Annotated in this window: 21 protein-coding genes and 1 pseudogene; 12 read left to right on the top strand and 10 right to left on the bottom strand. The window is 63.8% G+C overall.

What is annotated here, in order from left to right:
• Window positions 1-2: 2 nt before the first annotated feature.
• From IVB54_RS15110 to IVB54_RS15095, 4 genes are all read left to right on the top strand, one after another.
• Entirely contained in the window at window positions 3-947 is a 945-nt protein-coding gene (locus tag IVB54_RS15110; protein ID WP_018455303.1) for an alpha-E domain-containing protein, read from the top strand.
• A 68-nt stretch (window positions 948-1,015) separates the two neighbouring features.
• Complete coding sequence (locus IVB54_RS15105) at window positions 1,016-1,864, top strand: transglutaminase family protein (protein WP_007611900.1); 849 nt, start codon at window positions 1,016-1,018, stop codon at window positions 1,862-1,864.
• A gap of 122 nt (window positions 1,865-1,986) precedes the next feature.
• The gene (locus IVB54_RS15100) at window positions 1,987-2,745 is read left to right on the top strand and encodes a proteasome-type protease (RefSeq protein ID WP_026232918.1); all 759 of its coding nucleotides are present in this window, start codon (window positions 1,987-1,989) and stop codon (window positions 2,743-2,745) included.
• Between the two features lie 26 nt (window positions 2,746-2,771).
• Window positions 2,772-3,530 (top strand): SDR family oxidoreductase, encoded by a 759-nt coding sequence (locus IVB54_RS15095; RefSeq protein ID WP_018455301.1) that lies wholly within the window; start codon window positions 2,772-2,774, stop codon window positions 3,528-3,530.
• Between the two features lie 239 nt (window positions 3,531-3,769).
• Here IVB54_RS15095 and IVB54_RS15090 read toward each other — a convergent pair whose 3' ends face one another.
• The gene (locus tag IVB54_RS15090; protein WP_247777318.1) at window positions 3,770-5,008 is read right to left on the bottom strand and encodes an MFS transporter; all 1,239 of its coding nucleotides are present in this window, start codon (window positions 5,006-5,008) and stop codon (window positions 3,770-3,772) included.
• Between the two features lie 158 nt (window positions 5,009-5,166).
• Between IVB54_RS15090 and IVB54_RS15085 the strand changes: the two genes are divergently transcribed.
• The 3 genes from IVB54_RS15085 (at window position 5,167) to IVB54_RS15075 (ending at window position 8,647) form a co-directional block, all read left to right on the top strand.
• The gene (locus IVB54_RS15085) at window positions 5,167-6,417 is read left to right on the top strand and encodes a nucleoside transporter C-terminal domain-containing protein (RefSeq protein ID WP_085361711.1); all 1,251 of its coding nucleotides are present in this window, start codon (window positions 5,167-5,169) and stop codon (window positions 6,415-6,417) included.
• A 103-nt stretch (window positions 6,418-6,520) separates the two neighbouring features.
• Window positions 6,521-6,787 (top strand): hypothetical protein, encoded by a 267-nt coding sequence (locus IVB54_RS15080; RefSeq protein WP_247443729.1) that lies wholly within the window; start codon window positions 6,521-6,523, stop codon window positions 6,785-6,787.
• A 15-nt stretch (window positions 6,788-6,802) separates the two neighbouring features.
• Window positions 6,803-8,647, top strand: coding sequence for a tetratricopeptide repeat protein (locus IVB54_RS15075; RefSeq protein WP_247443732.1), 1,845 nt, complete (start codon window positions 6,803-6,805; stop codon window positions 8,645-8,647).
• 12 nt (window positions 8,648-8,659) lie between these two features.
• Here IVB54_RS15075 and IVB54_RS15070 read toward each other — a convergent pair whose 3' ends face one another.
• A complete protein-coding gene (locus IVB54_RS15070; protein ID WP_018455297.1) occupies window positions 8,660-9,199 on the bottom strand; it encodes a cupin domain-containing protein in 540 nt (179 codons plus the stop codon).
• 149 nt (window positions 9,200-9,348) lie between these two features.
• Window positions 9,349-9,636 (bottom strand): usg protein, encoded by a 288-nt coding sequence (locus tag IVB54_RS15065; protein WP_007611911.1) that lies wholly within the window; start codon window positions 9,634-9,636, stop codon window positions 9,349-9,351.
• A gap of 373 nt (window positions 9,637-10,009) precedes the next feature.
• Here IVB54_RS15065 and IVB54_RS15060 point away from each other — a divergent pair, with 373 nt between their 5' ends.
• Window positions 10,010-10,324: a co-chaperone GroES gene (locus IVB54_RS15060; protein WP_007611913.1), complete on the top strand. Its 315-nt coding sequence runs from the start codon at window positions 10,010-10,012 to the stop codon at window positions 10,322-10,324.
• 44 nt (window positions 10,325-10,368) lie between these two features.
• Entirely contained in the window at window positions 10,369-12,009 is a 1,641-nt protein-coding gene (groL, locus tag IVB54_RS15055) for a chaperonin GroEL (RefSeq protein WP_085351091.1), read from the top strand.
• A gap of 122 nt (window positions 12,010-12,131) precedes the next feature.
• On the opposite strand, the gene lepB is transcribed toward groL, so the two are convergent.
• Both lepB and IVB54_RS15045 read right to left on the bottom strand, forming a co-directional pair.
• Window positions 12,132-12,878: a signal peptidase I gene (gene lepB, locus IVB54_RS15050; RefSeq protein ID WP_247440548.1), complete on the bottom strand. Its 747-nt coding sequence runs from the start codon at window positions 12,876-12,878 to the stop codon at window positions 12,132-12,134.
• A 109-nt stretch (window positions 12,879-12,987) separates the two neighbouring features.
• On the bottom strand, window positions 12,988-13,821 hold the full coding sequence (locus tag IVB54_RS15045) for a LysR family transcriptional regulator (protein WP_018455621.1): 834 nt from the start codon (window positions 13,819-13,821) through the stop codon (window positions 12,988-12,990).
• A 132-nt stretch (window positions 13,822-13,953) separates the two neighbouring features.
• Between IVB54_RS15045 and IVB54_RS15040 the strand changes: the two are divergent.
• The 3 genes and pseudogenes from IVB54_RS15040 (at window position 13,954) to IVB54_RS15030 (ending at window position 16,667) form a co-directional block, all read left to right on the top strand.
• A pseudogene (locus IVB54_RS15040) lies at window positions 13,954-14,546 on the top strand (cysteine hydrolase family protein).
• 13 nt (window positions 14,547-14,559) lie between these two features.
• Window positions 14,560-15,198 (top strand): glutathione binding-like protein, encoded by a 639-nt coding sequence (locus IVB54_RS15035; RefSeq protein WP_247392686.1) that lies wholly within the window; start codon window positions 14,560-14,562, stop codon window positions 15,196-15,198.
• 110 nt (window positions 15,199-15,308) lie between these two features.
• The gene (locus tag IVB54_RS15030; protein WP_247777317.1) at window positions 15,309-16,667 is read left to right on the top strand and encodes a caspase family protein; all 1,359 of its coding nucleotides are present in this window, start codon (window positions 15,309-15,311) and stop codon (window positions 16,665-16,667) included.
• An 18-nt stretch (window positions 16,668-16,685) separates the two neighbouring features.
• Here the strand turns inward: IVB54_RS15030 and IVB54_RS15025 are convergent, their stop codons facing one another.
• From IVB54_RS15025 to IVB54_RS15005, 5 genes are read right to left on the bottom strand one after another with little or no spacing between them, the layout of a single operon-like run.
• The gene (locus IVB54_RS15025) at window positions 16,686-18,122 is read right to left on the bottom strand and encodes an NAD-dependent succinate-semialdehyde dehydrogenase (protein WP_247777316.1); all 1,437 of its coding nucleotides are present in this window, start codon (window positions 18,120-18,122) and stop codon (window positions 16,686-16,688) included.
• A 30-nt stretch (window positions 18,123-18,152) separates the two neighbouring features.
• A complete protein-coding gene (locus tag IVB54_RS15020; RefSeq protein WP_085351085.1) occupies window positions 18,153-18,812 on the bottom strand; it encodes an ATP-binding cassette domain-containing protein in 660 nt (219 codons plus the stop codon).
• The gene (locus IVB54_RS15015) at window positions 18,813-19,514 is read right to left on the bottom strand and encodes an ABC transporter ATP-binding protein (protein ID WP_247777315.1); all 702 of its coding nucleotides are present in this window, start codon (window positions 19,512-19,514) and stop codon (window positions 18,813-18,815) included.
• The gene (locus tag IVB54_RS15010; protein WP_247777314.1) at window positions 19,511-20,254 is read right to left on the bottom strand and encodes an ABC transporter ATP-binding protein; all 744 of its coding nucleotides are present in this window, start codon (window positions 20,252-20,254) and stop codon (window positions 19,511-19,513) included. Before IVB54_RS15010 ends, IVB54_RS15015 begins: the two co-directional genes overlap by 4 nt.
• Window positions 20,251-21,294, bottom strand: a complete 1,044-nt coding sequence (locus tag IVB54_RS15005; RefSeq protein ID WP_085385040.1) for a branched-chain amino acid ABC transporter permease — start codon at window positions 21,292-21,294, stop codon at window positions 20,251-20,253. The genes IVB54_RS15010 and IVB54_RS15005 overlap by 4 nt, the downstream gene beginning before the upstream one ends.
• Between the last annotated feature and the right edge of the window lies 1 nt (window position 21,295).

Below are 21,295 nucleotides of genomic sequence, written 5' to 3'. Positions count from 1 at the left end.
AGATGCTGTCGCGTACCGCCGAAAACCTCTATTGGCTCGCCCGCTACGTCGAACGGGCCGAGTATCTTGCGCGCACCATCGATGCGACGCTGCGCGTCACCGCGCTTCCCGCCGCCTATATCGGCAAGACCAACGAATGGGACTCGGCGCTTTTGACCGCCGGCGTCGCCGCGAGCTTCTATCAGCAGTACGAAGAAGCCAACGAGCGCAACGTCGTCGATTATCTCTCGTTCTCGGCGGATAATCCGTCCTCGATCAGGAATTGCATCGAGGCCGCGCGGCTGAATTCGCGCTCGGTGCGCACAGCGCTGACGAGCGAGATGTGGGATACCATCAACTCGGCCTGGATCGAGTTGCAGGAGGTCTGGAGCAGAGGGACCTCCACGCGAGAGGATCTCGCAAAGTTCCTGCGCTTCGTGCAGGAGACCTCGCTGCGCTTCGACGGCTCGGCCTACCGGACCATGCTGCGCAACGACGCCTACTGGTTCTCGCGGATGGGCCTGCATCTCGAACGCGCCGACAACACCGCTCGTATTCTCGACGTGAAATACCATGTGCTGCTGCCCGAGGAGGAGCATGTCGGCGGCCCGCTGGATTTCTACCAATGGACCTCGATCCTGCGTTCGGTTTCGGCGCTGACGGCCTATCACTGGGTCTATCGCGAGACACTGAAGCCCTGGCTGATCGCGGATTTGCTCATCCTCAACGATTCGCTGCCGCGTTCGCTCGCAAGCTGCTACGGCAATCTGGTGCGCAATCTCGATCAGATCGGCGTCGCCTATGGCCGCCAGGGTCCGGCCCAGCGCCATGCCCGCGGCATTCGCAACCGGCTGGAACACAGCAATATGAACGACATTTTCCAGCATGGCGTGCATGAATTCATTCAGGAATTCATCTTGGACAATTCCAGGCTGGGCGAAATCATCACGAAGCAGTATTTGATCTGATACTGCTGCCATTCCGGGGACGCCCGCAGGGCTAGCCCGGATCGATGACGCTACAACAACGGTCCACCATGCGCCTGCGAATCCTGCACACCACGACCTATCGCTACGAGCCGCAGGCCACGAGCGTGATCCAGATCCTGCGCATGACGCCCGGCAGCCATGACGGGCAATATGTGGCGGAGTGGCAGATCGACGTGTCGACCGACACCAAGCTCGACACCCACGAGGATGCGTTCGGCAACGTCACCCATGTGCTGTCCTGCGGACCGGTCGGCGATATCAAGATCACCGCCGAGGGCCTGATCGAGACCCATGACACCGGTGGCGTTCTCCGCGGCGCCGACGAGCGCTTTCCCGCCGGCATGTTCTTGCGCGCCACCGACCTTACCACGGTCAATCCGGCGATGAATGCGGTCGCGCGCCAGCTGCGTAGCGAGGCCGAGAGCGACACGCTGGGCTTCCTGCACACGCTGATGACGCAAATCAGCGATCACATGACCTTCGACGAGGACCCCACCAACAGCGGCACGTCGGCGGCGGAAGCGTTCACGCTCAAGCGCGGCGTCTGCCAGGACTACGCGCACATCTTCATCGCCTGCGCCCGCAGCGGCGGCGTGCCGGCGCGCTTCGTCTCCGGCCATTTCCTGCGCTCCGACGGTACGGTGCATCAGGACGCGGGCCATGCCTGGGCGGAGGCCTATGTCGACGGTCTCGGCTGGGTCGGCTTCGATCCCGCCAACAGCATCTGCGCCACCGACGCCCATGTCCGCGTCGCGATCGGGCTCGATTATCTCGGCGCCGCCCCCGTACGCGGCACCCGCTATGGCGGCGGCGCGGAGACGCTGTCGGTGGCGGTCAAGGTCGAGCAGGCCGGCCGTGGCGGCCAGTCGCAATCGCAGTCCCAGCGGCAGAGCTGAGCCGCGCCCCGCGCGCCCCTCACCCACGGTCGGTTTCCACCCTGCCGCCCCGCGGCAATCGGGGGTTGGAGCGGCCCTTGAAATTGGCTAGTAATCCGCGCAAACGCGTTCGGGGACAGGAAATGACCTATTGTTGCGGAATTCTGGTTCGGGACGGTCTGGTGATGATCGCCGACACCCGCACCAATGCCGGCCTCGACAACGTCTCGACCTTCCGCAAGCTCCACATCTTCTCCAAGCCCGGCGACCGCATTATGGCGATTGCCAGCGCCGGCAACCTCGCCATCAGCCAGTCGGTGCTCTCGACGCTGACCGAGGGCCTCGAAGACCCCGACACCGGTGAGATCGAGACGCTGATGAACGCGCCGACCATGTTCCAGGCCGCCCAGCGCATTGGCCGGGCGATCCGGGCCGTGCACGCGACCGAGGGCCCCGCACTGAGGTCTGAGGACGTATCGTTCGACGTGTCCTTCCTGTTCGGGGGCCAGATCAACGGCGCGCGCATGCGCCTGTTCATGGTCTACACCGCCGGCAATTTCATCGAATGCACCACCGACACACCCTATCTGCAGATCGGCGAGCACAAATACGGCAAGCCGGTGCTCGACCGCGCCATGCATTACGACGTCGAACTCTACGAGGCGCTGAAGACCGGGCTGATCTCGATGGATTCGACCATGCGCTCGAATCTCGGCGTCGGCCTGCCGATCGACGTTCTGGTGGTGCGCGCCGACGCCTGCGAGGCCGACCTCAACCACCGCATCGAGGCGGGCGAGCCCTATTTCCACGATTTGCGCTCGCGCTGGTCGGCGGCCTTGCGCGCCGCGCATCAGAACATTCCGCGGCCGCCCTACAAGAACGAAAAAGAATCCAAAACCTGACAGATCAAGAGAAAAGGCAGGAAACGATGAGTGAAGCGAAAAAGATCGCAGTGGTGACGGGCGCCGGCACTGGAGTCGGGCGCGCGGCGTCACTGGCGCTGATGAACACAGGCTTCACCGTGGTGCTGGTCGGGCGCCGGCCCGAGATGCTCGAGGAGACGGCCAAGCTCGGCCCCGCGGGAAAAAGCCTCTGCGTCACCGCCGACATGACCAAGCCGGACTCGATTGCGGCACTGTTCGACAAGGTGAAGGCCACCTATGGCCGGCTCGACGTGCTCTTCAACAATGCCGGCATGGGCGCCCCTCCGGTGAATTTCGAGGATCTCAGCCTCGAGCAGTGGCAGGCGGTGGTGAACACCAACCTCACCGGACCGTTCCTGTGCACCCAGCACGCCTTCCGCATCATGAAGGACCAGACCCCGCGCGGCGGCCGCATCATCAACAACGGCTCGATCTCGGCGCATGCGCCGCGGCCGTTCTCGGCGGCCTATACCTCGACCAAGCACGCCATCACCGGCCTCACCAAGGCGTCCAACCTCGACGGGCGCATGTACGACATCGCGGTCGGCCAGGTCGACATCGGCAATGCCGCAACGCCCATGACCGACCGCATGGTCAACGGTCCCGGCGTGCTGCAGCCCGACGGCACGTCGAAGCAGGAGCCGCGCATGGACGCGAAGGCGGTCGGCGATGCCGTTGCCTACATGGCCGGCCTGCCGCTCGATGCCAACGTGCTAACCATGACCGTCATGGCAACCAAGATGCCGTTCGTGGGACGGGGCTGAATCAGAAAACGCGAAAACAACCCCATGCACAGTAGGCGGCATGGGATTGCAGCCTCGCTCCGCAAGCGGACGTGAAGTCGGCTAAATCTCCGCACTGCTTCAACAATCGTCATTGCGAGCGCAGCGAAGCAATCCAGACTACCACCGCGGCAAGATTCTGGATTGCTTCGTCGCGCCAGCGCAAAATTACTTCACAATTTGTCGCGGGCTCCTCGCAATGACGGGGAGAGAGCGAGCTCCTACTCCAAACTCTCCACCCGGCGCAGACTCGGAAACAGCTTCATCCACAACAGCGCCACCGCAACCGTGCAGACGCCGCCCAGCACGGCTGCCGGCATCGCGCCGAACAGTGCGGCAGCCACCCCGCTCTCGAACTGGCCGAGTTGGTTGGAGGCGTTGATGAAGAGGAAGTTCACCGCACCGACCCGGCCACGCATCTCGTCGGGCGTCGCGAGCTGCACCAGCGAGAAGCGGATCACGACGCTGATCGTATCGGCCGCGCCGAGAACGGCGAGCGCGAGCACCGAGAGCCACATCCAGGACGACAGCGCGAACACGATCGTTGCGACGCCGAACACGATCACTGCCTGAAACATGCGCAGGCCCACATGCCGCGAAATGGCGTGACGGGCCAGCACCATGGTCATCAGCAGCGCGCCGACCGCGGGCCCGGCGCGGAGGATTCCGAGTCCCATCGGACCTGTCTGGAGGATGTCGCGGGCATAGATCGGCAGAAGCGCGGTGACGCCGCCGAACAGCACCGCGAACAGATCGAGCGAGATGGTGCCGAGGATCGCCGGATTGCCGCGGATGAAGCGGACGCCGGCGAAGATATTGTCGGCTCCCGCCATATCCTTGGCGATCGCCTGCGGGCGCGGGCGGATGAAGCCGGTCAGGATCATCCCGAAGATCCAGAACAGCACCATCACCGCGTAGGCGAGATGCGGCGCAACCGCGTAGGCAAAACCGCCTAGCGCCGGACCGGTAATGGTCGCGACCTGCGCCGCACCGCTGGAGACGGCGGTGGCGCGCTGGAGCGAGCCCTGCGGCGCGATCGCCGGCAGCAGCGCCGCGGTGGTCGGGCTCTCGAACGCGCCGGCAATGCCGAGCACGAAGGTGGCCACGAAAATCTGAACTTCGCTGACCAAACCGAGATAGGTGATGACGCCGAGATAGAGCGCGGTCGCTGCTTCCACGAGTTGGCAGAGCTGGACCACGCGCTTGCGCTCGTAGCGGTCGGCGGCATGGCCGGCGATGAACACCAGCAGCGCCGTGGGCAGGAATTGCACGAGGCCGACCATGCCGAGATCGAAGGCCGAGCCGGTGAGATCGTAGATCTGCCAGCCGATCGCGACCGCCGCAATCTGGCTGGAGAAACGCGACAGGCTGCGCGAGAGCAGAAAGAACAGAAAGGCGCGATGGGAGAGGAGCGCGCGGGCACTGACCGGCGGGTTTCCCGATATGGGCTGGTCTGGCATCGCCTCTTCGGTCACGCTCGGGCTATCCGGCTCCTGATGTCGACGTGCTCCGCGTGGCTGACGCGGACCTGCTTGTCAACAGCGAGACGCTTCGACAATCTCCCGGCATTGCGTTTGCAACGCAGGGGTGGCCATAATCATCGGGGTTTGGGGAAATCATGCTGCGGCTGCAATCGGCACTCGGCGTTTTCGCATTGCTGTTGATCGCCTTGGTCCTGAGCGAGAATCGCCGCGCGGCCTCGCTGCGCCAGGCGGCGATCGGCCTCGTCGCCACCTTCGTCACCGCGATCGTTCTCCTGAAGGTGCCCGTCGTCGCGCGCGCGTTCGGTGCCATCAACGACGCGGTGGGCGCGATCTCGGCGGCCTCGCGCGCCGGCTCCTCCTTCGTGTTCGGCTATGTCGGCGGCGGTCCCCTGCCCTTCGACCTGAAAGCACCGGGTGCCGATTTCGTCCTGGCGTTCCAGGCGCTGCCGATCGTGCTGGTCATGAGCGTGCTGACGACGCTCTTGTTCTATTGGCGCGTGCTGCCGCCGGTCGTGCGCGGCATGGCCTGGCTGCTGGAGCGGACGCTCGGCGTCGGCGGCGCGGTCGGACTCTCGACCGCCGCCAACATCTTTCTCGGCATGGTCGAGGCGCCGCTGTTCGTGCGGCCTTATCTCGCGCAAATGACCCGCAGCGAGTTGTTCCTGGTGATGACCGGCGGCATGGCCGGCATCGCCGGCACGGTGCTGGTGCTGTATGCGACGCTCCTTGCTCCCCTCATTCCCGACGCAGCCGCCCATTTCGTCATCGCCTCGGTGCTGGGTGCCCCGGCCGCGATCCTGGTCAGCCTCATCATGGTGCCGGAGACGTCCGACAAGCGCACCGGCGGCGCGCTGGAGGCTCCCGAGATGGAGGTCTCCAGCACGATGGACGCGATCGTGAAAGGGACGGGCGCGGGGATCGAGCTGCTGATCAACATCGTCGCCATGCTGCTGGTGCTGGTGGCGCTGGTCTATCTCGTCAATGCGATCCTCGGCCTGCTGCCTGATGTCGGCGGCGCTGCGATCTCGTTGCAGCGCCTGCTCGGCCTCGTGATGGCGCCGGTGTGCTGGCTCATGGGATTGCCGTGGGATCAGGCGATCACCGCCGGCAGCCTGATGGGCACGAAAACCGTGCTGAACGAGCTGATCGCCTATGTCGACTTCTCGAAGCTGCCGCCCGGCACGCTCGATCCGCGCTCGCGCCTGATCATGCTCTATGCGATGTGCGGCTTCGCCAATTTCGCCAGCCTCGGCATCATGATCGGCGGTCTCGGCGTGATGGCGCCGGAACGGCGCGAGGAAATCAATGCGCTCGGGCTGAAGTCGATCGTGTCGGGAACGCTGACGACGTGCCTGATGGGAGCAGTGGTGGGGGTGTTGACGTGAAGCTTGTGTGAGGCTGGCGCCCTCGCAGCTCCGATGGGGCGCAGCGCAATCGCGACAATCCTTCCATGTTAATCTGTTCAGGAGATTCGGCTGGAATTGATTCATGAGCAACAGCGCAGGCCAGCGGGCATTTCAAAATGCCCGGCTTCAGAAACGGCAAAAAGCCGAGCTAGGGCCGTTGCTCGCGCGCGCCCTCCAGCTGCACAAGGCGGGACTTCTCCCCGAGGCAAAGACGGCCTATCGCGAACTCCTGGAGCTTGCGCCCGACCAATTCATCGCGCTGCATTTGCTGGGCGCTTTGGAGTCTGAATCCAAAAACTATCGGCAGGCGCAAATTTTGCTGAGCCGAGCGGTGGCCTTGGATCCGTGATCTGCCGAAGCCCATATGAGCCTGGGCGTCGCGCTCAACGGGCTGAAACGTCACAATGAGGCCCGCGAGAGCTATCGGAAGGCCCTCGCCCTTCGACCCAACTACGCCTTGGCCCTGTCCAATCTCGGCAACGCAAGCGCGGCCCTTGAACTTTACCAGGAAGCGCTCGAGAGCTACGACAAGGCGCTCGCAATCGACGGAAGACTTTCCGAAGCCCATAACGGCCGGGGTTGGGCGCTCTGCCGTGTGCGCGCCTATGACGAAGCGATCGCAAGCTTAAACCGCGCGCTATCGATCAAGCCTGACTACGCCTCGGCGCTGTCGACCCGCGCCGTTGCATTGCGGGAGCTTCAGCGATTTGACGAAGCCATGGCGGATTGCAATCGCGCAATCGCCCTCGCACCCGACGACGCGAATGGATGGCTCTGGCGGGCCAGTATCTTGCTCCTGACCCGGCAAGTTGCCGAAGCATTGTCCGATTGCGAGAAGGCTCTCGCGGCCGATCCCGGCTTCTCTCAGGCCCACAGCCTGCTCGGCCAATGTCTCGCGGCACTTGGCCGGGTCGACGAAGCCCTCGCCAGTTTCGACAGAGCTCTCGACATCGAGCCTGATCAGAGCACGATCTCCAGCAAGATATTCACCCTCGATTTCATGGCCGACGCCAGCGTTGCGCAGCATCAGCAAGCGCGACATGTATGGTGGGAGCAGATCGGCGCGAAGATCGCCTCGGCAGCGGCGGGACCGCATGAGAACAGCCGCGATCCGGATCGCCGTCTGGTGCTGGGTTATGTCTCGTCGGATTTTCACACACATTCAGCGGCGTTCATTTTCAAGCCGGTCCTGCAGCACCATGATCGGGCACAGTTCGAGATCGTGTGCTACGCTTGTTCACCGAAAACGGACGCGACGACCCGCGAGTTTCAGGGGATCGCCGATCGCTGGCGCGACGCCTCGCAATGGTCCGACGATCGCCTCGCCGCTCAGATCCGCGCCGACGGCGTCGATATCCTGATCGATCTGTCCGGCCACACCAGCGGAAACCGCCTCGGTGTGTTTGCGCGCAAACCGGCACCTGTTCAGGCGCATGGCTGGGGCCATGGTACCGGGACCGGGTTGCCAACCATCGATTATCTATTCTCGGACCCGGTCGCGATTCCTGCCGCGGTTCGGCATCTGTTTGCGGAGACCATCGTTGACCTGCCGTGCTTTGTGACGCTGGCGCCGCTGCCACCCGGGATTGCGCGGGCGCCGACGCCGGCGCTCGCGAACGGCTTCATCACATTCGGTGTCTTCAACCGCATCAGCAAGATTTCGAACGAGGCGGTGGAAGTCTGGTCTAGGATTCTCGAGCGGGTGCCGGGTTCGCGACTGCTGATCAAGGATACTGCACTGGACGCTCAGCTGGTCCGCGACAATCTGCTGGCGCGGTTTGCCGCTTGCCGGTTGCCGGCCGAACGCGTCGATCTGCTCGGAGCCACGTCGCGAGACGAACATCTGGCAACGTTCAATCGCGTCGATATTGGCCTCGACCCATTCCCGCAGAATGGCGGCGTCAGCACGTGGGAAGCCTTGCAGATGGGCGTGCCGGTGGTGGCGAAGCTCGGTCACAGCCTGCCGAGCCGTGCTGCCGGCTCCATCCTCACCGCGCTGGGCCTGCCGGAGTGGGTCGCGGACAGCGATGAGGCCTATGTCGAAATCGCAGCGAGCCGTGGGTTGCAGATCGGCGAGCTCGATAAGTTGCGCGGCGAACTGCCCGGACAGATCAGGGCTGCCGCCGCCGGCAACCCAATCTCATACGTGCAAGCGGTGGACGATGCCTATCGCGCGATGTGGAAACGCTATTGCAACGACGGCGGCTGATCTCCGCCTCGCCTACGCCTTAAACTCCACGGTCCTGAACTCCGCCGGCAGGATCACCTCCAGCAGCTCGACGTCGTCCGAATAGTCCAGGATCATGTGCTTGATCTTCGGCGGCTGGGTCCAGGCGCTACCTTCTTTCATCAGCGTCTCGCCCTCTCCGTCCATATAGGTCTTCACCCAGCCCTTGAGCACGTAGACCATCTGGAATTCGACGTCGTGAAAGTGCAGCTTCGACACTTCGTCCGGATTGCAGGGGCCTTGCAGCCGGATCACGTGCGCCTGCGCGAGGCCGTGGCTGGCGGCGGCGATGCCGAGGTCGCGATATTTCGCGTAGGTACGCAGACCGTCGGCTTTGAAGTCTTCCTCGCGGTGATGGCTGATCGCAATGCGCTGCTTGGGCCGCGCCGGTTTCTTGGCGGATGACTTTGCCGTTGTCGTGGGGGCTTTTGCCTTCACCGCCGTGCGCGCCGTGGATCGTGCTGCGGGTTTGGCCCCGCTACGCTTCTTCACCGCGGCTTGCGATGCGCTGCGCGATTTTGCTTTCTTGGCCATGGGCGGCCTCCCCTGTTGTTATGGGGAGAGGCTAGCACAGAATGCGAAATCGCAGGGTAGGTTAGCGCTAACGTACCCACCACTTCTTTGCGCAAGCGTTGAGGCATGGGGGGTTACACTGACGCTAACCCACCCTACAGCTCCGCCCTTCAATGCAGCCGGAATACGCCGTCCACCGCGCGCAACTCGGCCGGCTTGATCAGCTTGGAATGCGCCACTGTCACCGAGTGAAGCGGTCCGTCGAGCTTTTCCTGCCAGAACGCCAGAAAATCCTTCAGCGCCGGAAATTTCGGAAACATGTCGTAGTCCTGCCAGACGTAAGTCTGGAGCAGCGAGGGATGATCCGGCATCCGGTAGAGAATCTGCGCCGTCGTCATTCCGTAACCCAGCAGCTGTTTCCGGAAATCGTCCGAAACGGCTCCACTCCGCAAGCCCATGCCAACCTCCTTTGCAGGAGCGCATTCAAGGGGTGGCTTTCCGGTGCGCCTTAAGAGCCACCCGCTGCTGATGCGCTCACATAAGAGAAATGTGACGCAAACTGACAATCCATCTCAAGCCCAAAAGTTTAACAAGCTGTTGAAATTCAATGCGTTAGCAGCAGAGCTAGCTCCGTGCTAATACTGCGCCGAGCGCGATTAACGATGGAAAGAGATTTTGGCAGGCGGCGCCTCCGAGTGCTATTTTTCTGCTACAAGCCCTTGCTCCCGCCAAAATCCTGCCTTATCTCAGTTGTGCCTGCGCTGGCACTCGCCGGCGCAGACTGCTAACAACTCAAAATTCCCAAATCGTGCAAAAGCTTAGGAGAACTGCATGAATTTCCGTCCGCTTCACGACCGCGTCGTGGTCAAGCGCATCGACGCAGAAGAGAAGACCGCTGGCGGCATCATCATTCCCGACACGGCGAAGGAAAAGCCCTCGCAGGGCGAGATCGTCGCCGTCGGCCCGGGTGGCCGCGACGAAGCTGGCAAGCTGATCCCGATCGACCTGAAGGTCGGCGACCGCGTGCTGTTCGGTAAGTGGTCCGGCACCGAGGTCAAGATCGACAACGTCGACCTGCTGATCATGAAGGAAAGCGACATCATGGGCGTCCTCGACGTCCCCGCTTCCAAGAAGAAGGCGGCCTAAGAGCCCCTCTCTTATCCAGTTAAACACCTAAGGAAAAAATCCAGATGGCAGCTAAAGAAGTCAAATTCTCGGTCGATGCGCGCGACAAGATGCTTCGCGGCGTCGACATTCTCGCCAACGCGGTGAAGGTCACGCTCGGTCCGAAGGGCCGCAACGTCGTGCTCGACAAGTCGTTCGGCGCTCCCCGCATCACCAAGGACGGCGTCACCGTCGCCAAGGAGATCGAGCTCGAGGACAAGTTCGAGAACATGGGCGCGCAGATGGTGCGCGAAGTCGCCTCCAAGTCCGCTGACGCGGCCGGCGACGGCACCACCACCGCGACCGTGCTGGCCCAGGCGATCGTGCGCGAAGGCGCCAAGTCGGTTGCCGCCGGCATGAACCCGATGGATCTGAAGCGCGGTATCGATCTCGCGGTCGAAGCCGTCGTTGCGGACCTCGTCAAGAACTCCAAGAAGGTGACCTCGAACGACGAGATCGCCCAGGTCGGCACCATCTCGGCCAACGGCGACGCGGAGATCGGCAAGTTCCTCGCCGACGCCATGAAGAAGGTCGGCAACGAGGGTGTCATCACCGTCGAGGAAGCCAAGTCGCTCGAGACCGAGCTCGACGTCGTCGAGGGCATGCAGTTCGACCGCGGCTACATCTCGCCCTACTTCGTCACCAACGCCGACAAGATGCGCGTTGAGATGGACGACGCCTACATCCTCATCAACGAGAAGAAGCTCTCCTCGCTGAACGAGCTGCTGCCGCTGCTCGAGGCCGTGGTGCAGACCGGCAAGCCGCTGGTCATCGTCGCCGAGGACGTCGAAGGCGAAGCGCTTGCCACCCTGGTCGTGAACCGTCTCCGTGGCGGCCTGAAGGTCGCGGCCGTCAAGGCTCCGGGCTTCGGCGATCGCCGCAAGGCCATGCTGCAGGACATCGCGATCCTGACCGGTGGCCAGGCGATCTCGGAAGATCTCGGCATCAAGCTCGAGAACGTCACGCTCAACATGCTCGGTCGCGCCAAGAAGGTGATGATCGACAAGGAGAACACCACGATCGTCAACGGCGCCGGCAAGAAGGCCGACATCGAAGCGCGCGTGTCGCAGATCAAGGCGCAGATCGAGGAAACCACCTCGGACTACGACCGTGAGAAGCTCCAGGAGCGTCTTGCCAAGCTCGCAGGCGGCGTCGCGGTGATCCGCGTCGGCGGCGCGACAGAGGTCGAGGTGAAGGAGCGCAAGGATCGCGTTGATGACGCGATGCATGCGACCCGCGCGGCTGTGGAAGAAGGCATCGTCCCGGGCGGCGGCGTCGCCCTGCTCCGTGCCTCCGAGCAGCTCAAGGGCCTGCGCACCAAGAACGACGACCAGAAGACCGGCGTCGAGATCGTGCGCAAGGCGCTCTCCGCGCCCGCTCGCCAGATCGCGATCAACGCCGGCGAAGACGGCTCGGTGATCGTCGGCAAGGTCCTCGAGAACAAGTCGTACGCCTACGGCTTCGACTCCCAGACCGGCGAATATGTCGACCTCGTCAAGAAGGGCATCATCGACCCGACCAAGGTGGTCCGTACCGCGATCCAGAACGCAGCCTCGGTTGCGGCGCTCTTAATCACGACGGAAGCCATGGTCGCCGAGCTGCCCAAGAAGGGCGGCTCCGGCCCCGCGATGCCCCCGGGCGGCGGCATGGGCGGCATGGATTTCTGATCCAGCCATCCTGGCAAACGACAAAATGCGAAACCCCGGCAGCGATGCCGGGGTTTTGTTTTTCTTCGGTGGTCCTATCCCGGAGCGGCGCGCAGCGCGGAGCCCGGAATGACAGTGGGGCTTCACCACACCTTCCCCAGCCGCTCCATGTGCGGTTCGCCGTGCTGGTCGAGCGACCAGAATATCCGCGTCACCTTGCCGACCAGATTGTCCATCGGCACGAATCCGATCGACGACATCACGCGGCTGTCACTCGAGTTGTCGCGATTGTCGCCGAGCACGAAGAAATGGCCCGGCGGCACGGTGTAGACGTCGGTGTTGTCGTAGTAGCCGTTGTCGACACAGTCCTGCGTCACGTAGGACGCGCCGTTCGGCAGCGTCTCGCGCCAGCGCTTGGCCTTCGCACCGTCATCCACGCCGCAGGTGGAGCCGGCGAATGCCTGCTTCAGAGCGACGCGCGTCACCGGGCGGTCATTGAGGATGAGTTGGCCCTGCCGCATCTGGATGCGATCACCGGGCAGCCCGACCACGCGCTTGACATAGTCGACCGCGGTGTCCTTTGGCGTCCGGAACACGACGACGTCACCATACTCGGGATCGGTGGCCCGGAAACGCCCGGAGATCCACGACGGCGCGAAGGGAAACGAATAACGGCCATAGCCATAGGCATATTTTGCAGCAAAGACGTAGTCGCCGACGACCAGCGTCGGCGTCATCGAGCCGGACGGGATGTTGAACGGCTGAAACAGGAAGATGCGAAACAGGAACGGCGGCGACCACAGCACCGGAATCAGGAGGATCAGGATGACGATCGCCTTCCATTCCCGCGCTTTGGCCTGCGGGTGGATGGTTTCCTGAAGAGTGGTCATGCGCCTGCCCTGATCAAGCCCGTAGTCGTCGCGAGATTACGCAACCCTCGCGCGTACGCAATCCCATAACTTGGTCGCGCCGCGCGCGGATCGCGTTCACGGGTCGCAATCAACCGCGCGCGAGATCGCTGAAGCAGCGGCGGATCCATTCGATGGTGAGCCGCGTCGCCGGATCGCGCTTGAGATGGTTCTGCACCAGCAGCCAGACGTCGCGGCGCCCAGGCAGCAGCGTGGCGCGCAGGCGGCGATCGCCGAGTAAGTCCGCGCAGACGTGCTCCGGCAACACGCCGGCGGCCTGATGCGCGCGGATCAGGTTACGGATGACGCGAACGTTGTCGGTAACGCAGCGCGCGTGGGCTTGCTTCATACGCAGGAATTGCATCTCGGGAATGGCACCGAGTTCGTCCGGATAGGCGCACAGCACCGGCTCGCCTTCAGTCGTGACAGGCTCAAAATAATAGAGCTTGACGTCACCGAGCCTGGAGATCGCGAAGTCGCCCTTGTCGGGCTTGCGCAGCCGGATAGCGAGATCGGCTTCCCAGCGCGAGAACTTGACGTTCTCGCTCGAGGTGAGGAATTGCAGCGTCAGGCCGGAATTGGCGCGCAGGAAGTCGCTCGCGCGCGGCGACAGAACCTCCTCGGCAACCGTGTTGGTGGAGGCGATACGCAGGCGTCCCACCGGGCCTGCAAGACTCTCGCCGACGCGACCGATCTCGGCGGCATGTGCGGCCATCGCCTCGACATGCGCCAGCACCGCCTCGCAACTCCGCGTCGGCCGGCGCTGGCCGTCCACCGCATCGAACAGCGGCACGCCGAGATCGCGCTGGATACGCGCGAGCCTGCGGCCGACGGTGGTCTCGTCGATGCGCAGCCGCGCGCTGGCGCCGGCATAGGTGCCCTCGTCCCTGACCGCGGCGATGATGCGCAGATCGTCCCAGTTCATGGCGATGAGCCTAGCAGGCACGACGGGCTCCTGCAAATTTGCAGCCATATGCTGCAATAGTCCTGCACATTGGCAGGCCGCCGCCGCGCTACTGTGGCGCCATCCGATATGCCTTAGGAAGGCCCGACCCGCATGACCGCCCCAAAAACCCTGCTTGAATTGTCCGGCGCCGATCTCACTCCGCCCAGGCTCGCCGATTCCTGCCTCGTGCTAATCGACATCCAGAACGAATATTGCGCCGGGCCGCTCGCCTTGCCGGACGCGGAGCCCGCAATCGCCGCCGCCGCGCGCCTGCTCGCCCGCGCGAGGGCGAGCGGCGCTGCGATCTTCCATATCGCGCACAAGGGACGTGCCGGCAGCCTGTTCGACCGCGAGGCCGCGCGCGGCGCGATCGTCAGGAACGTGGCGCCGCTCGCCAGCGAAGCCGTGATCGAAAAAGCGCTGCCGAACGCTTTTGCCGGCACCGACCTGCAAGTCCGGCTGGCCGCAACCGGACGCACGAACATCGTGCTGGCCGGTTTCATGACCCATATGTGCACAGCTCGACCACCCGCGCCGCGCTCGACCTCGGCCTGCGCACGACGATCGCAGCCGATGCCTGCGCCACACGCGATCTTCCCGACGGCCGCGGCGGAGCGCTCTCCGCAAGAATCATCCACGAGGTCGCCCTGGCCGAATTGTCGGACCGGTTTGCGATCATCGCACAAACCGAGACGTTGACCTGAAGGAGCGTAGGCGATGCTGCAACTCTATTTCTCACCGATGGCCTGCTCGCTTGCGAGCCGCATCGCGCTGATGGAAGCGGGCATCGAGGCCCGCTATCATCCGGTCCATCTCCAGACCAAGCAGGTCGTGGACGACGGCAGCGATTTCCTCGGCGTTTCCCCAAAGGGCGCGGTGCCGGTCCTGGTGCTGGAGAATGGCGAACGGCTGACCGAAAGCGCCGCGGTGCTGCAATACATCGCCGACCTAAAGCCGCAGGCGGGCCTTGCACCCGCCTTCGGAAATCCCGACCGGTATCGGCTCCAGGAATGGCTCAGTTTCGTCGGGGCCGAGATCCACAAGGCGTTCCTGTTTCCAACCTTCTGGTACAAGGACGAGGCCTCGCTCGCCAAGCCGCGTGCAAGAATAGCGCAGACATTATCGATGCCTGCCGCGCATCTGACGGACCGCGAATTCCTCGTCGGCGACAGCTTCACCGTCGCGGATGCCCATCTCACCTGGGCTTTGCTGTTGCTCCGTCCCGCGGGAATCGACGTCGCGCAATGGCCATCGTTGTCGGCCTATCTCGCGCGCATGCAGGCGCGACCGGCCGTGCGGGACGCGATTGCGACCGAAATGGCCGTCCGCAAGACGATCGCGGCGAGCCCGGCGTGACAGGATGTCACGGCCGGGAAATCTGAGCGGTGCTCCGGCAGGGCATTGATGTCGGCGCGGCATGCGCTAATCTGGAGGGATATTTTTCGACATTTCCTTGGAAGGCATTCATGCGTGCTCTTTCCAGATTTTGCCCGGCCGGACTTTGCCTTGCCCTCCTGGCCTGCTGGCTTTCCGTTGCGCCGGCATCGGCGGAAACCCGCGTCGCCCTGGTGATCGGCAATGGCGCCTATGCCAGTACGGCGCAGCTTCCCAACCCGTCGCACGATGCCGAAGACGTCGCCGCCTCGCTCAAGCGCAGCGGCTTCGAGGTGCTCCAGGGCATCGACCTGCGCCAAGCTGACATGCAGGACCTCACCATCCGCTTCGCGCGCGCCGCGAGCAAAGCCGACGTCGCCATGTTCTACTACAGCGGCCATGCGATGCAGTACAACGGCGTGAACTATCTGATGCCTGTCGATGCCGTGCTGAGCGACGAAGCCGATTTGAAGCGCTTCGTGCGGGTGGACGACATCGTGAACGACCTGCAGCAGGCCAAGAACCTGCGCATCCTCATCCTCGATTCCTGCCGCGACAATCCGCTGGCCGAAACCTTGAAACGCTCCGCCGGCATGACGCGCGGCGCCTCGATCGGGCGGGGCCTGTCGAAAGTCGAAGCACCGCGCGGCACGATCGTGTCGTTCTCAACCCAGTCCGGGCAGACGGCGGCCGATGGCAGCGGCCGCAACAGCCCCTATACGACGGCGTTCCTGAAGCACATCGAGGAGCCGCAGGAGATCGGCGAAGTCTTTCGCGACATCAGCAGCGACGTCTACGATTCCAGCGGCAAGACCCAACTCCCGGAGCTGTCGCTGTCGATCATCGGCAAGTTCTACCTGAACGGACCGGTGTCGGTCACGGTGGCGCCGGCGGCGCCACAAGCCGCGCCCCGGGCTGACCCTTGCGCAGCAGCAGAAGCACACTGGAAGGCTGCCGACGGCATCGGCACGCTGGGCGCTTTCGAGGATCACCTCGCGAGATTCCCGAATTGCATCTTCGCCACGCTCGCCAAAGCTCGGATCGAGGGGCTGAAGCAGAAGGTGGCGCTCGCGCCGTCAGGCAACGGCCGGAGCGGCGGAAGCAAGGATTTTGACGGCAGCTGGGACGTGACGTTGAACTGCTTGGCCACCGGCAAGGCGCAGGGCTTCACCAGACCTCTGGTCGCCACCGTCACGAACGGCGTGCTTCATGCCGAGGCGCAGGATCCGGGCAACAACATCAACCGGCTCGAGATCGACGGCCAGATCCCGGCGGACGGCAAGACCACCTTGAGCGCGCGCGGCACGACGGGAGCGAGCGCGTACACGCTGAACAATCTCGCGCCCGGCTCGCCCTACGCCTTTACCGTCGATGCGCAGTTCGATCGCACCCGCGGCACCGGCAAGCGCAACGAGGCGCGGGCCTGCAATCTGGTTTTCGTCAAACGCTAGCTGCGCATCCCCGGCCGGTCACACGCCCGTCTGGCTGATGAACTTGGTGTTCAAATAACCCTCCATCGCCTCGGTGCCGCCCTCCGAGCCGTAGCCGGAATCCTTGATGCCGCCGAACGGCACTTCGGGCAGCGCCAGACCAAAACTGTTGATCGACATCATGCCGGCTTCGACGGCCGAACCGATCGCGGCCGCCGTCTTGGTCGAGCTTGTGAATGCGTAGGACGCCAGCCCGAACGGCAAGCGGTTGGCCTCCTCGACAACTTCGTCGAAGGATGAGAAGCGCGAAATCAGCGCGAGCGGGCCGAACGGCTCCTCGTTCATGGCGCGCGCATCCTTCGGCACGTCGCTCACTACGGTCGGCTCGAAGAAATGGCCCTTGTTGCCGACGCGTTTACCGCCGGTCTCGAGCTTTGCACCCTTGCCGACGGCATCCTGCACCATGCCCTCAATGGCGGTGACGCGGCGCGGATTGGCGAGCGAACCCATTTTGGAGTCGGGATCAAGGCCGTTACCGACCTTGAAGGCCTTGGCGCTGTCGACAAATGTGTCGACGAATTCACGGAACACGTCATCCTGCACCAGCATCCGCGTCGGCGAGATGCACACCTGCCCGGCATTGCGATATTTTGCTGCCGCCAGAATCTTGGCCGCCGATGTGACGTCGGCGTCCTTGAAAACGATCGCCGGCGCATGACCGCCGAGCTCCATGGTGGCACGCTTCATGTGCAGGCCCGCGAGCGCATTGAGCTGCTTGCCGACATGGGTCGAGCCTGTGAACGAGATCTTGCGGATCACCGGATGCGGAATGAGATATTCGGAGATCTCGGCAGGAATACCGTAGACCAGGTTGATGACGCCATCGGGCACGCCAGCGTCCTCAAACGCGCGGATCAGCTGTGCGGGCGAGGCCGGCGTCTCCTCCGGGGCCTTGACGATGATCGAGCAGCCGGCGCCGAGTGCGGCGGAGAGCTTGCGCACGACCTGATTGATCGGAAAGTTCCAGGGCGTGAACGCCGCAACCGGGCCGACCGGCTCCTTGATCGCGAGCTGGTAGATGCCCGGGCCGCGCGCGGGGATCAGGCGGCCATAGGCGCGTTTGGCTTCCTCCGCAAACCACTCGATCACGTCGGCGGCGGCCATCGCCTCCATCTTGGCCTCGCCGAGCGTCTTGCCCTGCTCCATCGTGAGCAGCGGCGCGATCTCCTCATTGCGCTCGCGCATGATCGCGGCGGCCTTGCGCATGATGCGGCAGCGCTCGAAGGGAGCAACGTTTCGCCAGATTTTGAAGCCGGCGCTGGCTGCGGCGAGTGCCTCGTCGAGGTCGGACCGTCCGGCATGGGCGACGGTGCCGATCACCTCTTCAGTCGCGGGATTGCGGACCTCGATCACCTTGCCCGAATGGGCCGGTCGCCATTTGCCGCCAATGAAAAGCTGGGTGTTCGAATAGGCCAACGGATTCTCCTGTGGTCGCTTTTTTCTGCGTTAGGTCGGGATGGGAGTGGCTCGGTGACAAATCGCGTCCGCCGCCTTTGTCATCTCCGGCCCAAGATAGGAGCGGAAGCGTGGCTCGGCGACCAGAGCGCCGAAATCGGCCATGCGTGTCACCCCACCGCCGGCCACAAAGAGGAATCGCCCGGCGATCTCGGCAAGGATGTCGAGGTGCCAGGCCGCCGTCGGATGCATGCAGAGCACGACCAGCCGACCCTCGTCGCGCAGCTTGCGGAAGAAATCGAGCATGAAGCCGATATAGCCATCCTGCAGGTTGAACTGCGGTTCGTCGAACAGGTGAACCAGCGGCGTCCGGGTTGGCGACGGCGCCAGGAAGGCGGACGGAATGCGCTTCCGGAAGCGCCTAACCTGATAGGATTGGTGATAGTGGATCGCGAGCCGGTCGCGCTCGCGATATTTGACACCATGGATATCGGTGCCCGCGACCAGCACGCGCCCGGAGGTCGGGGCGTTCGAGCCCGTCATCATCTCGAACAAGGTCGTCTTGCCGGCGCCATTCGGGCCGACGACACCAACGATATCAGGTTCGTCCAGCGACAGGTTTGCCTGTAGCGTGAATGTCGGTCGGCGGATCACGCGGCCCCGTGTATAGACCTTTCGAACGTCGTCGAGAACGAGCAGCGGTGCGGCCACTTATTGTACTCCCAGCAAGCACTGACGAAGCCCGCGGTCATCGCGCAAGGCCGCGGCCTCCCCGGTCCAGATGATCCGGCCGCGATCGATCACCGCGGCATGGTCTGCGACCGACAGCGCGATGTCGGCGTTCTGCTCCACGACCAGCGAGGCAATACCCTCATCCTTCATGCGCAGGATCGTCGCAAGCACGTCGCCGACGATTTTCGGCGCCAGTCCCTGGCTCGGCTCGTCGAACAGCACCAGTCCCGGCGAGCCGACCAGCGCGCGGGCGATCGCCACCATCTGCATTTCGCCGCCCGACAGGTTTTCGCAGTCGCGCTCCATGAGATATTCGAGCGGTGAGAAGATCGCAGCGGCCTCCTTGACGCTCCAGTGGCGAAAGCGCGTGCGCTTTTGCGCGATCGACAGGTTGCGCGCAACCGTCAATGTCGGACACAGCCGGCGGTCGTCGGGTACCCAGCCGATGCCGGCGCGCGCAATCTCGTGGGTCGGATCGCGCGTGACGTCGTGACCGTCGAAACAAACGGAGCCGCGGCGCGGACGCGTCAGCCCCAGAATCGAGCGGAGCATGGTCGTCTTGCCGGCGCCGTTAGGGCCGAGCAGCGCAAACACCTTGGCGTGCTCGATGGCAAGCGAGGCGCCGAACAGCGCCTGGGTCTCGCCGTAAAAGGTATCGACCGCGTCCACTTCGAGGATCATGCGAACTTCCCGAGATTGGAGCGCCGCACCCATTCGTTCTGCTGCAGTTCGTGTGGCGTTCCGCGCGCCACCACCTGCCCCCAATGGATGACCGAGATCCGGTCAGCCAACGAGAACAGGAACTCCATATCGTGCTCGATGGCGACGATGGTCAGCCGCCCCTTCAGGCGAGCAATCAGGGCTGCGAGCCGGTGCACCCCGTCGGAGCCGAGGCCGGAGGTCGGTTCGTCCAGGCACAGCACCCGGGGCGCCTGCGCCAGGGCGACCGCGATCTCCAGCGCGCGCCGGTCGCCATAGGACAGGTCCTTGGCGCGGGTGTCGCCTTTGTCGGCAAGCCCGACTGCCGCCAGCGATTCAGAGGCCTTCGCGGCAAGCCGGCTGTCGCCCGCCGCTGCGCGCGCGACATCGTGGCCACGGGCGCGAAACTCGGGCAAGCCCATCATGACGTTGTCACGCGCGGAGAATTCGTCGAACAGTGTCATGATCTGAAACGAGCGGGCGATGCCCTTGGTGGCGATGCGGTGCGGGCTGAGGCCCGTGACATCCTCGCCGGCGAGCAGGACTCGACCACGGTTCGGTTTCACCCGGCCGGTGAGGACATTGAAGAACGTGGTTTTGCCGGCACCGTTCGGGCCCATCACGCCGTGAAGCTCGCCCTCCGCGACCGCGAGATCGACGCTCTCCAGCACGACCCGATCGCCGAAGCGGACATGAACGGCTGCGGCTTCGATCATGTTCATCGCCCGCTCCCGAACAGCAGCCGCATCGCCGAGGTACCGCGCTGCCGTAAGGCGCCGAGTGAGTGCTGCTGCACGGCAGCGGATATCGCGCCGGCAATGCCTTCGGGGCGAAACAGCACGATGGCGATGAAGAGCAGACCAAAATAGAGCATCCAGGCATTGGTCAGCGCACCGATCACGTCTCGGGCGGTGAGGAAGAGAAATACGCCAATCACCGGACCCCAGAAGCTGACGAGGCCACCGCCGACGAGCGTCATCATCACGACGTAGCCGGATTGATGCAGGCTCATGACGTCGGGGAATGCGGCGAGCTGCGCCATGGCGAACAATCCGCCGGCAAACCCCGAGACGGCGGCCGACAGCGCAAAGATCGCGACTTTGTAGAGCCACACATTATAGCCGAGATGGCTCGCGCGAACTTCGCTCTGCCTGATCGCAGCGACCACGCGGCCATAGGGCGAGTGCACCAGCCTCCACAATGCGGCGGTGCCGACCGCAAAGACGGCGAGCACGAAATAGTAGAACGCGACATTGTCGTTGAGATCGAACGACACAAGCCCGAAATCGGCCGGCAACCGTTTGATCTTGAGAAGGCCGTCTTCGCCGCCGGTGATCCGGTGCGATTTTATCGCCAACGTCCAGAAGATCTGGCCGAAGGCAATCGTCATGAAGGCATAATAGATGCCGCGCCTGTGCGAGATGAACAGCGCCACCAGCACGCCGGCGAGACCTGCCGCCGCGGCCGCGGCAATCAGGCATATCCAGAGATTGGCGACGATGTCGAACTGACAGAGACCGAACGCGTAGGCGCCGATGCCGAAATAGGCACCATGACCGAACGACGGAAGTCCGGCGGTGCCCAGCACCAGGTTGAATGCGAGCGCATAGAGCGACCAGATCAGGATCTCGATCCCGAGATAGGGATAGAGCCCGATCCGCGTGATCCAGAGCGGCACCGTTGCAAGCACGAGCCAGAGCACCAGCATCGTCGGCGTAACGAGGCGCGCAGCGTCCGGTGAAGATTTTGGTCCCACAATCATT

It is taken from the genome of Bradyrhizobium sp. CW1, assembly GCF_023100665.1.
Classification (GTDB): Bacteria; Pseudomonadota; Alphaproteobacteria; order Rhizobiales; family Xanthobacteraceae; genus Bradyrhizobium; species Bradyrhizobium canariense_D.
Note: the sequence above shows the minus strand (reverse complement) of the source record. Positions and strands in the feature narration are given on the sequence as shown.